The following is a 13,860-nucleotide window of genomic DNA, read 5'->3' on the forward strand; positions in this document are numbered from 1 at the left end:
CAGCCCTTGTTCCCGGGGTCAGCCCAGGTAGATCTCGGCGTTGTCGATGAACCGATGCCCCGCCACAGAGGCGGCGATGAGAGCGAGGGCGGGACCGCTGCTGCCCTCGTCGACGGGCAGGAACGTCGCCGGGTCGACGACGCTCAGGTACTCCAGCCGGATGCGCGGCTCCCCCATGAGCGCAGACTGAGCGGCGGCGATGCAGGCATCCACGCCGCGGTCCGCGTTCGCAGCGGCCGCGTCGAGCGCGGCCGGCAGGAGCGCGGCGGCGGCGAGGTCGCGCTCCTCGAGCATCCCGACCCGCGTCGACACGGGAAGGCCGTCGTCCCCGCGCACGGTCTCCACCGTCGCGACCTCGACGTCGAAGAGCAGATCGCGGATCATGCGGCGTACGAGGAAGACCCGCTGCCGGTCCCGCTCGCCGTAGACGGCGACGTCCGGGTCGACGAGGTGGAAGAGCTTCGCCTCCACCGTGAGGAGCCCGTCGAAGTAGAACGGGCGCGCACGCCCTTCGTAGCGGAGGCCGAGATCGCCCGCGGTGATCTTCGTCGTCGCGGAGCCGGTGGGGAGCAGCTCGTTCGCGTCGGGCGCGAACACGACCTCGACACCGAGCGACTCGAGGAGGCGCTCGTCCTCGTCGGGCGTCCGGGGATACGCCGCGAACTCTGCCGGCGACGCGAAACGCAGCGGATTGACGAACACCGAGACGACCACGACGTCGGCGACTTCACGCGCGCGATGGACGAGGTCGATGTGCCCGTCGTGGAGGGAGCCGATGGTGGAGATGAGCGCGATGCGCGCCCCCGGGGCGGCGGCGCGGACCTCGGCGAGCCGAGCCCGCAGCTCGTCGACGGTGCTGATCATCCTTGGATCGTAGCGGGGGGTTCGCCACGCGCCGGACCAGAGCCTGCTTCTGCCAGCGCCTGATCGAGCGTGGTGTGCGCGAGAGCCGACAGGAACGACCCGGGATACGGCACCCCGGCCTCCGCCAGCAGCGCGGCCGCCTGGTGCACGATGGACCGTGAGAACACCCGCGCCGTCGCGATCGCCTCCCCGTATGCGGGACGCGCCGACTCTTCGACGACGACAGGCTCGCAGCCGAGTTCGACGGCGAGCGCCTGCGCGATCGGCAGCACGGGAGCGGGTGCGGTGACAGCCGCGTACGCACTGGAGAGCGCCCGCAGATCCATCGAGGTCCCGGTGAACTCGATCGCGGGGTGCACGGCGAGCGGGATCACGCCCTTCGCCACGGCGGCCGACAGGATCCCGGTGCCGAAGGTCGGATCCGTGTGCAGCACGAGCTGCCCCGGCTGCCACGCGCCGACCTCGGCCAGACCGCTGACGAGACCCTCGAGCTGGTCGTGCGGCACCGCGACGAGCACGAGCTCGCTCCGGCGGGCGACCTCGGTCGCGTCGAGCACGGGAACTCCGGGCAGGATGGCCTCGACCCGCTCGGGATCGGAGCCTTTCGTGACGCCCACCAGCGCGTGCCCGGCCCCGCCGAGCGCAGCGCCGAGCACGGGCCCGACCCGGCCGGCGCCGATGATGCCGACCCCGAGACGGCCCTCGCGGCTCACTCTCGGTCCTCCCCCGGCTTCGGAACGACGATGTAGCCCGCCGGCGGCGGGGGCACGGATGCTGCCGCCTGGGCATCTGCGCCGGCAGCAGGTGGAGCGGGCACCGCAGCGGCCGGCGCGTACACCTCGGGGGTCAGGGAGACGGAGTCGGCAGCTTCCGGTTCGTCCTCAGCCCAGCGGTGGGTGCGGTCGACCAGCGCCGCGCGCACCGACCCGTGGGCGACGTCGTCGAACAGCGCCAGGGCGGCGTCGCGGTCGACGGCCGCGAGGAACGGCGACACCGGACCTGTGACGACGTGCGCGCGCACGTTGGTCACGCGCGACGCGCGGTCGAGCGGCCCCTGGTGGAGCCCGAAGCTCTGCAGGCGCGCGAGCGGGAGGATGACGAGCTTGCGCCACACCACGCCGCGCCGCATCAGGAGCACGTCGTCGGTGAGGCGGAAGCCGTTGCGGCGGTACGAGAACGGCCGGATCCACCACGCGCGCTTCGGCGTGTTCGTGAACGTGTCATCGTCGGTCGGCCCGAACATGCCCTGCCGCACGATGAGCGCCCGCTCGTCGTCGGGCAGCGAGGGCTGGAGCAGGCGCAGCACCCGCTCGACGTCCGCCGCGGTGCCGACCGGCAGCACCGTCGTGAACTGATCGGTCGTGGTGTCGGCGGCGCTGCGGCCGGTGAGGCGGTTGATGCGGATCGTCCACCATCCGGCGGGGCGCCAGAAGACCCCCTGCGTCACTTCGACGGCATGCACCCGGCCGGGCGGGACGATCTCGGTGATCGTCGTGAAGAGCCCGAACGTGATGCGCACGCCGTCGGGCGTCGGCGCGATCGAGTAGCGCAGCGAGCGGACGATCGAGCGCACCCAGTACGCGCCGAAACCGATGATCGCGGGCACGAAGCCGAGCAGCAGCCACGTCACGCCCTGGCTGACACCGATCACGATGGCGATGATGGCGAACAGGAGTCCGAGCGTCGACGCGCTGAGGACATGGGATGCCACGAGCCGGCCGACCGGGATGTGCACGACCGATTCCCGTTCGGCGACGGGGGCCTCGGGTCCCTCGATGAGCCCCGTGATCTCGCGTCCGACGGTCTGGCTGAGGGACGCCACCCTGCCGGCCTGTCGCGACGCGGCCCCACTGCCGGGGCCGGCGGCCATCGCGAGGCGGCGCCCCGACGCGAGGCGGAGGATGTCGGCACGGACCGCCTCGGCATTGGCGGTCGAGAGGTACTCGAGCTTGACGTTCGCGTCGGTGCCCGCGCCGACGACCTCGAGCTTGGCCATGCCCAGCAGCCGCGCGATCATCGGCCGCGTGAGGTTGACGCCCTGTACACGGTCGAGGGGCGCACGCCGCTGCGTGCGGAACAGGATGCCGCTGCGCACCTCGACGTCGTCGTCGGTGATGCGGAAGGTGTGGAAGCGCCACGAGGTGTAGAACACCGCGACGAGCACGATGAGAACCGCGAGGACGGCGACACCCGCCAGCACGTAGAGGTTGTTCGCGATGATGAAGTCGATGGGGTCGCCGCCGACCTGCTCCCACTCCACGACCTCGTCCCCCACCCCGGGCGCGAGCCATGGCAGGAAGATGTACAGCAGGCGGTCGCGCAGGTTCGCGAAGACGATGCCGATGACGACGATGAGGAACAGGCCGCCGCGCAGCAACGGCGTCAGCGGGTGCAGCCGGTGCCACTCGCCGTCACTCAGCGGCGATCGCACCAGCTGCGGCGGCGGAGCGCCGGGGCCGGCAGGCGTCGCCTCAGGAGGGGGAAGCGTGCTCATAGCCCGGTACGGCGGCTCTCGGCGACCTCGACGAGGTGGTCGCGGAGGGTCTCGGCGGTGGACTGCGCCAGCCCCGGGATCACGACGCCTGTCGCGGCGGCGGCCGTCACGAACTTGAGCTGCGCGATGCCGAAGCCGCGGTCGAGCGGACCGTGCGTGATGTCGATGAGCTGCATGCGACCGTAGGGCACGGCGACGAAGCGCTGCCACAGGATGCCACGACGGAAGACGAGGTCGTCGTCGCGGAGCTGGTAGCCGATCGCCCGCGCCTGCCGCGGAAGGATGGCGAGGGTCCACGCGAGGATCACGGTCATGATGCCGCCGGGGATCCACGCCCACAGCTGGTGCATCAGCAGCGCGAGCACGAGCGTGGCGGCGATGACGATCAGCAGGAACGACCCCGTCGAGATCAGCTGCACCGTCACGTACTTCGGCGAGATCTGGTGCCACACCCCGCCCTCGAGCGCGAGACGGTTCTCGGACCGCGGCTCGACGAGCCCCTCGAACTCGGGGGCGGTGACGGGCACCGCGGCCGTCTCAGTGGTCGTGGATGCGCGGTTCGAGTCCGGAATCTTCTCCGGGCTGTTCGTCATCGTCGTCCTTCCGGATCGTGCACAGGTGCTCCGCGACCAGACCCGCGGCGACCAGCAGGGCGCCGCACACGGTCGTCGCGATGACCGTTCCCAACGAGCCTAGCGAGGGCGTGACCGGCCGGGTCGAAAGGAAGATCCACAGGCCTGCGCCCAGCCCGCCGATCGCGGCGCCCACGATGCTCGACGCCTTCGCGAGCATCGCGATGCGCACGGCGCGGAACGGGTCGACCGTCGTCTTGGCGATGCCGTGGGTGGCGCGGCGGATCGGGACCGCGAGGGCGATCACCACCACGCCGAGCAGCACGAGGAGGATGGGCAGGGTCACCGCGGGCGTGAACGTGGGGCTCCCCGCGGAGGTCAGCAGCTGGTCCACGAGGAAGCCCGCCGCGACCCCGAGGACCGCGGCGATGATCAGCACGCCCGCACTGGTGCGCTTCATCGGCTCTCCGTCCGCAGCCGGCGCAGCGCCTCGTCGACTCGGCCGGCACCCGGGAGCACAGCGTCGGGGTCGACGGCCAGCCACGGCCCGAGCACGAAGTCGCGCTCGGCCGCGCGCGGATGCGGCAGCAGCAGGCGAGGATCGTCGCTGACCACGTTGCCGTAGGCGATCAGATCGAGGTCGAGCGTGCGGTCCTCCCAGCCTCCCTCGCGCGCGGAACGCGCGACCGCCCGTACCCGGCCGTGCCGCTGCTCGATCGCGTGGAGGTAGCCGAGCAGCACCGAGGGCGCCAGGCGTGTGGTGAGGATCGCGACGGCGTTCAGGTACGCCGGAGCGGAGGCATCCGGTCCTTCCGGCTTCAGCGCGACCGACTCGACAGGCTCCGACACGCGGACGGCGTCGACGAGCGGCACGCGGGCGAGGTCCTTGATGGCCGCGGTCATCGTCTCGGCGCGGTCGCCGAGGTTGGCACCGAGCGCCACGACGGCTTCGACCGCCTCGCGCGGATGGCGTGCGGGGTCGCCGTCGAAGCCCTCGGCGAGTCGACGGTTCACGAGCCCACCGTCCTCGCCGGCTCGACGGGGCGGCCGCGGCGGATGGTGACCGCCACATCGGAGAACGGAACAGTGATCGGTGCCTGCGGCTTGTGCACCGTGACCGCCACCATCCGCACGAGGTCGTACGTGAGGAGGTCGTCGGCGATGCGCGCCGCGACGCCCTCGATGAGGTTCAGCGGCTCGCCGCCGACCAGCTCGACGATGCGCTCGGCGACCTCGCCGTAGTGCACGGTGTCGGCGACGTCGTCGGTCTCGGCCGCCTCCGTCGTGCTGAGGTACAGGGTCACGTCGACGACGAACTCCTGGCCCTCGCGGCGCTCGTCCTCGAACACCCCGTGGTACCCGTAGGCGCGCACACCGGTGAGCGTGATCTCGTCGATGAAGTCCATCAGCCCTCCCGGCCGCCTGTTCGATCCACGCCGGCCCAGCGCTCGGCGACCACCAGAGCATCCCGTGTGGCGCCGACATCGTGGACGCGCACCGCCCACACACCCGCCTGCGCCGCGAGGACGCTGGTCACCGCCGTCGCCAGGTCGCGCCGTGCCTCGGAGGCGTCGGCGGGATCTGCCGCGAGCGCGTCCGCCAGGAACCGCTTGCGGCTGGTGCCGATGAGCACCCGCTGCCCGATCCCGACGAAGCGGTCGAGACCCCGCAAGGTCTGCCAGTTCTGCTCCCCGCGCTTGCCGAAGCCGATGCCGGGGTCGACGATGATCCGCGCGGGATCGATGCCGGCCTGCGCGGCAGCCTCCATCCTGGCGGTGAGTTCGCGCGTCACCTCGGCCACGACGTCGTCGTAGACGGCACGCGCGTACATGTCGGCGGAATGGCCGCGCCAGTGCTGCAGCACCACGTCCGCATCGGTCGGGGCGACGGCCGCCAGCATCCCGGGGTCGGCCATGCCGCCCGAGACGTCGTTCACGATCCGCGCGCCCGCCTGGACGGCGAGGGCGGCGGTCGAGGCGTTCATCGTGTCGATGCTGACGACGACGCCTGCGTCCGACAAGGCGCGCACGACGGGGATCACCCGCTCCTGCTCGACCTCCGGCGGCACGCGCTCAGCGCCCGGCCGGGTCGACTCGCCGCCGATGTCGAGGATGTCGGCGCCCTGCGCCCGAAGGATCAGTCCGTGGGCGACGGCGGCCTCGGCATCCACGTACCGCCCGCCGTCGCTGAAAGAGTCGGGCGTCACATTGACGACGCCCATGATGAGGGTCATGAGCGGCCGGCCCCGATCAGCGCGACCAGCTCGGCGCGCGCGGCCGGTTCGGCGAGCTCCCCGCGGGCGGCGATCGTCACCGTCGAGGCATCCGGCTGGCGTCCGCCACGCATCGTCACGCACTCGTGCGAGGCGTCGAGCACCACGAGCACGCCGCGGGCGTCGAGGGAGCCGGCGATCACGTCGGCGATCTGCTCGCCCAGGCGCTCCTGCACCTGCGGCCGCGACGACAGGATGTCGACGACCTTGGGCAGTGCGCCGAGGCCGACGACCCGCTCGCCGGGGAGGTAGGCGAGGTGCGCGTGCCCGCGGAAGGGCAGGAGGTGGTGCTCGCACACCGAGCGGAAGATGATGTCGCGCAGGATCACCGCGCCAGACGGCAGGGTGTCGGGAGCGGGGCCGCGCGACACCGAGATCGTGTGCGCGAGCGGGGCGGCAGCATCCGCCCCCACCCCCGCGAAGAACTCGGCGTACGCGTCGGCGACCCGCTCGGGTGTCTGCTTCAGTCCGGGGCGCTCGGGGTCTTCGCCGATCGCCTCGAGCAGTTCGCGCACGAGCGCGGCGACGCGCTCACGATCGACGGCCATAGGCCGAGCCTACGCGGTCGCCGGGCGCGCCTGTCCGGTGGGGCGGCGCTTGGTCGCCTTCTCGGCAGCCGGCAGCTCGTCGGCTTCGACGCTCGCGGCGAGTCCTGCCTCGTCGCGACGCTGCGGGACCTCCACGGGCGGCAGCTCCGAGACGGGACGCTGCTCGCTCGACAGCCACTGCGGGCGCGGCGGGAGACGCTTGACATCCTTGAAGATCTCGGCGAGCTCGAGGTGGTCGAGCGTCTCCTTCTCGAGAAGCTCCAGAGCGAGCTTGTCCAGCACCGCGCGGTTCGCGTTGATCACCTCGTACGCCTCGTTGTGCGCCTGCTCGATGAGGTCGCGCACCTGGACGTCGACCCGCTCGGCGACGCGCTCCGAGAACTCCCGGCCGTGGCCCATGTCGCGGCCCATGAAGACCTCGCCCGAGGACTGGCCGAGCTTGACCGGGCCGATGTCGCCGGTCATGCCGTACTCGGTGACCATCTTGCGGGCGATGTTCGTCGCCTTCTCGATGTCGTTGGACGCGCCGGTCGTCGGGTCGTGGAAGACGATCTCCTCCGCGACGCGACCGCCCATCGCATACGTGAGCTGGTCCTGCAGCTCGTTGCGGGTGACGGAGTACTTGTCGTCGAGGGGCAGCACCATCGTGTAGCCGAGGGCCTTGCCGCGCGGAAGGATCGTGACCTTCGTGACGGGGTCGGTGTGGTTCATCGCCGCCGCCGCGAGCGCGTGACCGCCCTCGTGGTACGCCGTGATGAGCTTCTCCTTGTCCTTCATCACGCGCGTGCGGCGCTGCGGGCCCGCGATCACGCGGTCGATGGCCTCGTCGAGCGCGCGGTTGTCGATCAGCTGCGCGTTCGAGCGGGCCGTCAGGAGCGCGGCCTCGTTCAGCACGTTGGCGAGGTCGGCACCGGTGAAGCCGGGCGTCTTGCGGGCGACGACCTCGAGGTCGACGCCGTCGGCGAGCGGCTTGCCGCGGCCGTGCACCTCGAGGATCTTCGTGCGGCCCTTGAGGTCGGGGGCGTCGACGCCGATCTGGCGGTCGAAGCGGCCCGGGCGCAGCAGCGCCGGGTCGAGGATGTCGGGGCGGTTCGTCGCCGCGATGACGATGACGTTCGCCTTGGGATCGAAGCCGTCCATCTCGACGAGCATCTGGTTGAGCGTCTGCTCGCGCTCGTCGTGACCGCCACCCATGCCGGCGCCGCGGTGGCGGCCGACGGCGTCGATCTCGTCGATGAAGATGATGGCGGGAGCGTTCTCCTTCGCGTTGTTGAAGAGGTCGCGCACGCGGCTCGCGCCGACGCCGACGAACATCTCCACGAAGTCCGAGCCCGAGATCGAGTAGAACGGCACACCGGCCTCCCCCGCGACCGCGCGGGCGAGGAGCGTCTTGCCGGTTCCGGGAGGGCCGTACAGCAGCACGCCCTTCGGGATGCGGGCGCCGACCGCCTGGAACTTCGACGGGTCCTTCAGGAAGTCCTTGATCTCCTCGAGCTCTTCGATCGCCTCGTCGGAGCCCGCGACGTCTTGGAAGGTGACCTGCGGCATCTCCTTCGTCACGAGCTTCGCGCGCGACTTGCCGAACTGCATGACCTTGCTGCCGCCGCCCTGGGCGCTCGACAGCAGGAACCAGAAGAGGAGGCCGAGCAGCAGGATCGGCAGGAGGAGCGAGATGAAGCCGTCGAACCACGTGGCACGCGGGACGGCGTCGTTGAAGCCGTCCTTGGGGTTCGCCTCGTTGATCGCGGTGACGACCTCGTCAGCGCGCGCCGAGACGTAGTAGAACTGCACGTCGGAGGCGCCCTCGTACTCCTTCGAGAGCTTCATGTCGACCCGCTGGTCGCCGTCGGTGTTGACGACCTCGGTGACTGTGTCGCCCGAGAGCAGCTCCAGACCCTCCTGCGTCGAGATCTGCTTCGCGCCGCCCAGGCTCGAGATGAGCGAGAAACCCACGATGAGGAAGACCCCGATCAGCAGGACGTAGAAGAGCGGGTTGCGGGTGATCTTCTTGAAGTCCATGGCGCGGGCGAGAGCCCGACCCCTTTCGTCGACGTGCCGCCGCGGACGGGAAAACCCCCGTCGACGGTTGAATCAGGGTATCGCGCGATTCCTAGGCGCCGTCTGTGCATTCGCCCCGGGCGTAATCACAGTCCGCCCGATAGCGTTGGGGGCGAAGCGCCGCACGAGCCCACGACGAGGAGGACCCCGTGCCCCGCATCCACCCCTCGCTCATCGTCCTCACCGCAGCGGCCGTCGCGCTGACCGGCTGCGCGTCCGCTCCGACGGCGCTGACGCCCTCCGAGATCGTCGCCGAGATCTCCTGCGCGGGCACGGACCCCTTGGGCGGCGACCCCGGCGGAGCCGGCTCCATGCCCGATGACTTCGAGCCCGTCGCCGCGGTCCGCTGCGTGCCCTTCCAGACCGTCGAGGACGACGAAGGCATCTGGTCCGTCGTCCTCCGTGAACGGCTCGAAGGCGATCTCACGGCGCTCCTGCGTGCTCAGGCGGAGCCCGACGACGGGCGCTCCCTGGGACCATGCGCGGCGATCGCGATGATCGCCCCGCAGATCTGGTTGACGGATGCCGCGGGCCGAGGCATCCGTGTCCGCTATCCGGCCGACGGCTGCAGCCAGCCGAAGCTCGACCTGATCGGCGATGCACTGGCCGGGCTCGCCGTCGTGCAGACCGACGAGGAGCAGCGCACGCTCACGCAGCCGCGCGCCGCGCTCGACGCCGGATGCGCGCCGACGTGGTCGGCCCGTCCGCTTCAGATCGCCTCGCCGAAGGATCTCGAGGAATGGGAGGGCACGCTCGACGCACCCGCCCCTGCGCCGACGTCGACGTCGACGGGGATCCAGACCATGCCGTGGGCACCGCCGCGGACGCCCGCACCCGGCGAGGTCGAGGCGCTCCGGCTCTGCGCGTACTCGACCGACGATGCCGCGAACCCCTCGGCGGCGCCCACGGCCGGCGCGGCGACCTGGGCCACCGTCGACGTGGAGGGAACCGCGTGGTTCACCGGCAGCCGTCAGCTCGACGCCGCCGAGACGCGCGCAGTGCTCGAGGCGGCAGCATCCGCTCGGCCGATGCCGGAGCCGTGCGACGACATCCCCGGTTCCCTGGTCGTGCTCGACGCGAACGCGGAGGGGAAGGCACCGATCACGGTGGAGCTGGACGGATGCCGCCGGCTCATCGTCGACATGGTCACGACGTACGCCGTCCCACCGGCGCTCGCCGACATGCTCGCCGGCTGACCGGGATCAGCTGTAGACGTGCGGCGCGAGCACGGCCACGTCGCGCAGGTTGCGGTACTTCTCGGCGTAGTCGAGGCCGTAGCCGACGACGAACTCCGTCGGGATGTCGAAGCCGACGTACCGGCAGTGCACCTCGACCTTGGCGGCCTCGGGCTTGCGCAGCAGCGCGAAGACCTCGACGGATGCCGCACCGCGGGCCGCGAAGTTCTCCAGCAGCCAGCTGAGGGTCAGACCCGAGTCGATGATGTCCTCGACGATGAGCACGTGCTTGCCGAGGATGTCGGTGTCGAGGTCTTTGCGGATCTGCACGACACCGCTGGACTTCGTGCCGGCGCCGTAGGACGACACCGCCATCCAGTCCATCGTCACGTGCTTCTTGAGCGCGCGCGAGAAATCGGCCATGACCATGATCGCGCCCTTGAGGACTCCGACCAGCAGAAGGTCTTCGTCGGCGTAATCCTCGGCGACCTGCGCCGCGATCTCGTCGAGCTTGGCTCGGATCTCCTCCTCGGTGACGAGGACTTCGGTGATGTCGCTGGAAACGTCGGCCGCGCGCATGCGACGAGTCTAGAGGGGCACCCTCAACGGGCGGTGAACTCGACGCGCCCGCCGACGCGGCGGGCGCGGCATCCGGGAAGATCGATGGGTCCCTGACCCGACCAGTCCGTGACCAGGCGCGCCACCTCGAGCGTCTGCGTCCGCGTGAGGCTCTCGTGGAACTCGCTGGCCACGACGTGCCGGATGATGCGGTTGCGCAGCGCCGCCGGGTTGGCGACGAGCGCCGCCGCCGACACCGAGATGCCGGCCTCGGCGTGCTCGACGATGTCCTCGATCGTCTCGTCGATCATCTCGTCGAACGCCTCGGCGTCTTCGCGCAGCTGCGCTGCCGTGCGGGCGAGCGCCTCGGCGATCCCCGGGCCGAGTTCGGATTCGAGCACCGGCAGCACCGTCTCGCGCACGCGCACGCGCGCGAACCGCGGGTCGGCGTTGTGGGGGTCGTCCCAGGGCTCGAGCCCCTCGGCGGCGCACGCGGCGCGGGTCGTGACACGACGCACGCCCAGCAGCGGGCGCAGCAGCGCGACGCCCTCGAGAACGGATGTCTCGGCCATGCCCTGCAGGCTCGTGGCGCCCGCGCCGCGGGCGAGTCCGAGCAGGACCGTCTCGGCCTGGTCGTCGAGCGTGTGGCCGGTGAGGATCGCGGCCGCACCGATCGCCCGCGCCCCGTCGGCCAGGGCGCCGTAGCGCGCCTCGCGCGCCGCCGCCTCCGGACCGCCTGCTGCCCCGACCTCGACGCGCGCCACACGAGCCTCGAGCCCGAGCGCCTCGGCCTTCGCGGCCGCGGCGGCGGCAGCATCCGTCGATCCGTCCTGCAGGCCGTGGTCGACGGTGAGCGACGCGGCGCGCAGTCCTCGCTTCGGGGCCTCGAAGGCCGTCGCGGCCGCCAGCGCGAGGGAATCCGCTCCGCCCGACAGCGCGACCAGCACGGTCGCACCGGGTTCGAGGCCCGTGAGCGCGCTGCGCACGGCGAGCCGCACCTCGGCGACGGCGGGGTCGAGTCCGGGTCTGCGCTCCTCCACCCGCCCACCGTACCGGGGACGACGTACCGTTCTCAGGATCGGAGCCTCGCGGTCACGCCTCTCCGCGGCGTGTCGCGCCTGTGCGCGCCGACGATCCTGAGTTAGTGCCCGATAGGCGCCCGAACTAGGCTGGTCGCGGCAATCCACAGTCTTCGAAGGAGCACCACTATGGGCGCGTACGACGCCGTCATCGAGATCCCGCGCGGCAGCCGCGTGAAGTACGAGGTCGACCACGGCACGGGCCGCGTCTTCCTCGACCGCATCCTCTACACGCCCATGGGCTACCCGACCAACTACGGGTTCTTCGAGAACACCCTCGGCGAGGACGGCGACCCGCTCGACGTGCTCGTGATCCTCGACGTCGACCTGGCCCCCGGCATCCTCGCGAGCGTCCGCCCCGTCGGCGTGCTCAAGATGAGCGACGAGGCCGGCGGCGACGACAAGGTCGTGGCCGTGCTCGCCAAGGACCCCCGCTGGGCGCACATCCAGGACGTCGGCGACATCTCCGAGTACCTGCAGAAGGAGATCACGCACTTCTTCGAGCACTACAAGGACCTCGAGCCCAACAAGTGGGTCAAGGTCGACGAGTGGGCGAACGCGGCAGAGGCCGAGCGTCTGGTCGACGAGGCGTTCGCGCGCTTCGCCCAGCACGAGGGCCAGACCGCGACCCAGGGTGAAGGCGTCGCGCCGAACACGCTCTGACCAGTGTCTTCACGCGAGAACCGGATGCCTCGGCATCCGGTTCTCGTCTTTTTCAGGTGTGTCCGGGGTCAGACCGAGATGCCCCGCGCCGCCATGAAGTTGATCGGGTTCGTCGTGCCGCCGTTGACGTAGGTCTCGAAGTGGAGGTGGCAGCCGAAGGAGTTGCCGGTGTTGCCTTCGCTCGCGATCAGTTGACCCGCGTTGACCCACTGGCCGACGCCGACGAAGATGCCGCCGTTGCGGATGTGCCCGTAGCCGGTGCCGATGCCGCCGCCATGGTCGATCTTGATGTAATTGCCGTAGCCGCCGTTCGGGCCGGCGTAGACGACCCGACCGGCCGAGGCGGCGTAGATGCCTGAGCTACAGCCCGCGGCGAGGTCGACGCCGTAGTGGAAGCCGCTGGAGCAGTAGCTGTTGCCGCACTGCACGGTACGCGGGCCATAGCCGGAGCTGCGCCAGCCGGATGACGGACGGGCCCAGCCCGAACCGACGACGGCTCCGCCGCCACCGCCACCGCCACCGCCGCCTCCGCCACCGCCGCCGCCGCCCTGGTTCTGCTGGGCGAGGCGGTCGGCCTCCTCCTTCGCGCGGCGGGCTTCCTCCTCGCGGCGCAGGCGCTCCTGCTCGGCGCGGACGCGCTCGCCCTCCTGGTAGTCGGCGACGGTCTTGGCCGTCGCGTCCTGCAGGGCCGCGAGCTGGGCCTCGAGTTCGCCGCGCTTCGCGTTCTGCGCGTCGAGGGCGGCTTGCGCCTCGTCGGCGGCCTTCTGCGCGGCGACCATCTTCTCTTCGGCGATCTTCTGCAGCCGGTCGCGCTCCGCCCGCTGCACACCCGCCTGGTCGCTCAGGCTCTGCGCCGAGTCGCGGGCAGTGACGGCCTGGGCGTACACGTCCTGGTTGCGCTGGACGAGCTTGTCCATCGTGCCCAGGCGCGCCAGCAGATCATCGGCGCCGGCGGCCGATCCCGCGAAGAACAGCTCGAGCGACGTGTCGTCGCCGCCGTTGCGGTACAGCTGTGCCGCCACGCGGCCGGCCTTGTTCGCGGCGTCGATCGCGGCGGCGGCCTGCTCGTCGGCCTGCTGCTGCAGCTGGTCGGCGCGCAGCGCGGCGTCGAAGTACGCCTGCTGCGCGACGTAGAACTCGTCGGCCATCTGCTGCGCGACCTGCTGCTTCGCGGCGACATCGGCTTCGAGCCCGGCGATGAGCTGTTGGATCTTGGTGATCTCGGCGGCCTTGGCGGCCTCGTTGTTCTTCGCGGCGACGACGTCGTCCCACGACGGGTAGTCGGCGGCGAACGCCGGGGCGACGAGCGGCCCGAGCGTTCCGCCGGCGGCGCCGAGCGCGGCGACACCGAGGATTCCAAGCCCGAGCGCGGTGCGCCGATTCATCGCGGGCCAGAGCCGCCGCTGCTCGCGGGCAGACGGCGCGCACCCGCAGTCCACGGAGGCGTCGTCGGACACGGCCTGATCAGTGACGTTTTCGGGCTGCACCGGATCCCTCCCTCACGGCGTCAACTCGTTTCACACTAGCAACATCAGTAACATGCGCAACCCCCCAGAGGTGCGCGGCGACCGCCGCCT

General features: G+C 71.2%; 15 protein-coding genes. 2 read left to right on the forward strand and 13 right to left on the reverse strand.

What is annotated here, in order from left to right; all coding sequences use genetic code 11:
• Positions 1-18 precede the first annotated feature (18 nt).
• Genes panC through ftsH form a run of 10 tightly spaced genes read right to left on the reverse strand, consistent with a single transcriptional unit; the run spans position 19 to position 8,769 of the window.
• Complete coding sequence (gene panC / locus ASF40_RS20115) at positions 19-864, reverse strand: pantoate--beta-alanine ligase (protein ID WP_056372503.1); 846 nt, start codon at positions 862-864, stop codon at positions 19-21.
• Positions 861-1,577: a Rossmann-like and DUF2520 domain-containing protein gene (locus ASF40_RS20120; RefSeq protein ID WP_056372505.1), complete on the reverse strand. Its 717-nt coding sequence runs from the start codon at positions 1,575-1,577 to the stop codon at positions 861-863. Before ASF40_RS20120 ends, panC begins: the two co-directional genes overlap by 4 nt.
• A complete protein-coding gene (locus ASF40_RS20125) occupies positions 1,574-3,358 on the reverse strand; it encodes a PH domain-containing protein (RefSeq protein ID WP_082497234.1) in 1,785 nt (594 codons plus the stop codon). The genes ASF40_RS20120 and ASF40_RS20125 overlap by 4 nt, the downstream gene beginning before the upstream one ends.
• On the reverse strand, positions 3,355-3,951 hold the full coding sequence (locus ASF40_RS20130; RefSeq protein ID WP_056372508.1) for a PH domain-containing protein: 597 nt from the start codon (positions 3,949-3,951) through the stop codon (positions 3,355-3,357). The genes ASF40_RS20125 and ASF40_RS20130 overlap by 4 nt, the downstream gene beginning before the upstream one ends.
• Positions 3,896-4,390 carry a DUF3180 domain-containing protein gene (locus ASF40_RS20135; RefSeq protein WP_056372510.1) on the reverse strand — a complete coding sequence of 165 codons (495 nt, stop codon included), beginning with the start codon at positions 4,388-4,390 and terminating at the stop codon, positions 3,896-3,898. The genes ASF40_RS20130 and ASF40_RS20135 overlap by 56 nt, the downstream gene beginning before the upstream one ends.
• The gene (gene folK, locus ASF40_RS20140; RefSeq protein WP_056372512.1) at positions 4,387-4,944 is read right to left on the reverse strand and encodes a 2-amino-4-hydroxy-6-hydroxymethyldihydropteridine diphosphokinase; all 558 of its coding nucleotides are present in this window, start codon (positions 4,942-4,944) and stop codon (positions 4,387-4,389) included. The genes ASF40_RS20135 and folK overlap by 4 nt, the downstream gene beginning before the upstream one ends.
• Positions 4,941-5,336, reverse strand: coding sequence for a dihydroneopterin aldolase (gene folB, locus ASF40_RS20145; protein WP_056372514.1), 396 nt, complete (start codon positions 5,334-5,336; stop codon positions 4,941-4,943). Before folB ends, folK begins: the two co-directional genes overlap by 4 nt.
• Positions 5,336-6,163 (reverse strand): dihydropteroate synthase, encoded by an 828-nt coding sequence (folP, locus tag ASF40_RS20150; protein ID WP_056372516.1) that lies wholly within the window; start codon positions 6,161-6,163, stop codon positions 5,336-5,338. Before folP ends, folB begins: the two co-directional genes overlap by 1 nt.
• Complete coding sequence (folE, locus tag ASF40_RS20155) at positions 6,160-6,750, reverse strand: GTP cyclohydrolase I (protein ID WP_056372518.1); 591 nt, start codon at positions 6,748-6,750, stop codon at positions 6,160-6,162. Before folE ends, folP begins: the two co-directional genes overlap by 4 nt.
• A gap of 9 nt (positions 6,751-6,759) precedes the next feature.
• Complete coding sequence (gene ftsH, locus ASF40_RS20160) at positions 6,760-8,769, reverse strand: ATP-dependent zinc metalloprotease FtsH (protein ID WP_056372521.1); 2,010 nt, start codon at positions 8,767-8,769, stop codon at positions 6,760-6,762.
• Between the two features lie 188 nt (positions 8,770-8,957).
• Here ftsH and ASF40_RS20165 point away from each other — a divergent pair, with 188 nt between their 5' ends.
• The gene (locus ASF40_RS20165) at positions 8,958-10,004 is read left to right on the forward strand and encodes a hypothetical protein (RefSeq protein ID WP_056372522.1); all 1,047 of its coding nucleotides are present in this window, start codon (positions 8,958-8,960) and stop codon (positions 10,002-10,004) included.
• 6 nt (positions 10,005-10,010) lie between these two features.
• Here the strand turns inward: ASF40_RS20165 and hpt are convergent, their stop codons facing one another.
• Complete coding sequence (gene hpt, locus ASF40_RS20170; protein ID WP_056372524.1) at positions 10,011-10,562, reverse strand: hypoxanthine phosphoribosyltransferase; 552 nt, start codon at positions 10,560-10,562, stop codon at positions 10,011-10,013.
• 23 nt (positions 10,563-10,585) lie between these two features.
• Positions 10,586-11,581, reverse strand: a complete 996-nt coding sequence (tilS, locus tag ASF40_RS20175) for a tRNA lysidine(34) synthetase TilS (RefSeq protein ID WP_056372526.1) — start codon at positions 11,579-11,581, stop codon at positions 10,586-10,588.
• A 168-nt stretch (positions 11,582-11,749) separates the two neighbouring features.
• Between tilS and ppa the strand changes: the two genes are divergently transcribed.
• Complete coding sequence (gene ppa / locus ASF40_RS20180; protein WP_056372528.1) at positions 11,750-12,283, forward strand: inorganic diphosphatase; 534 nt, start codon at positions 11,750-11,752, stop codon at positions 12,281-12,283.
• Between the two features lie 68 nt (positions 12,284-12,351).
• Here the strand turns inward: ppa and ASF40_RS20185 are convergent, their stop codons facing one another.
• Positions 12,352-13,668, reverse strand: coding sequence for a M23 family metallopeptidase (locus tag ASF40_RS20185; protein WP_082497243.1), 1,317 nt, complete (start codon positions 13,666-13,668; stop codon positions 12,352-12,354).
• Between the last annotated feature and the right edge of the window lie 192 nt (positions 13,669-13,860).

It is taken from the genome of Microbacterium sp. Leaf288 (assembly GCF_001422925.1).
Classification (GTDB): domain Bacteria; phylum Actinomycetota; class Actinomycetes; order Actinomycetales; family Microbacteriaceae; genus Microbacterium.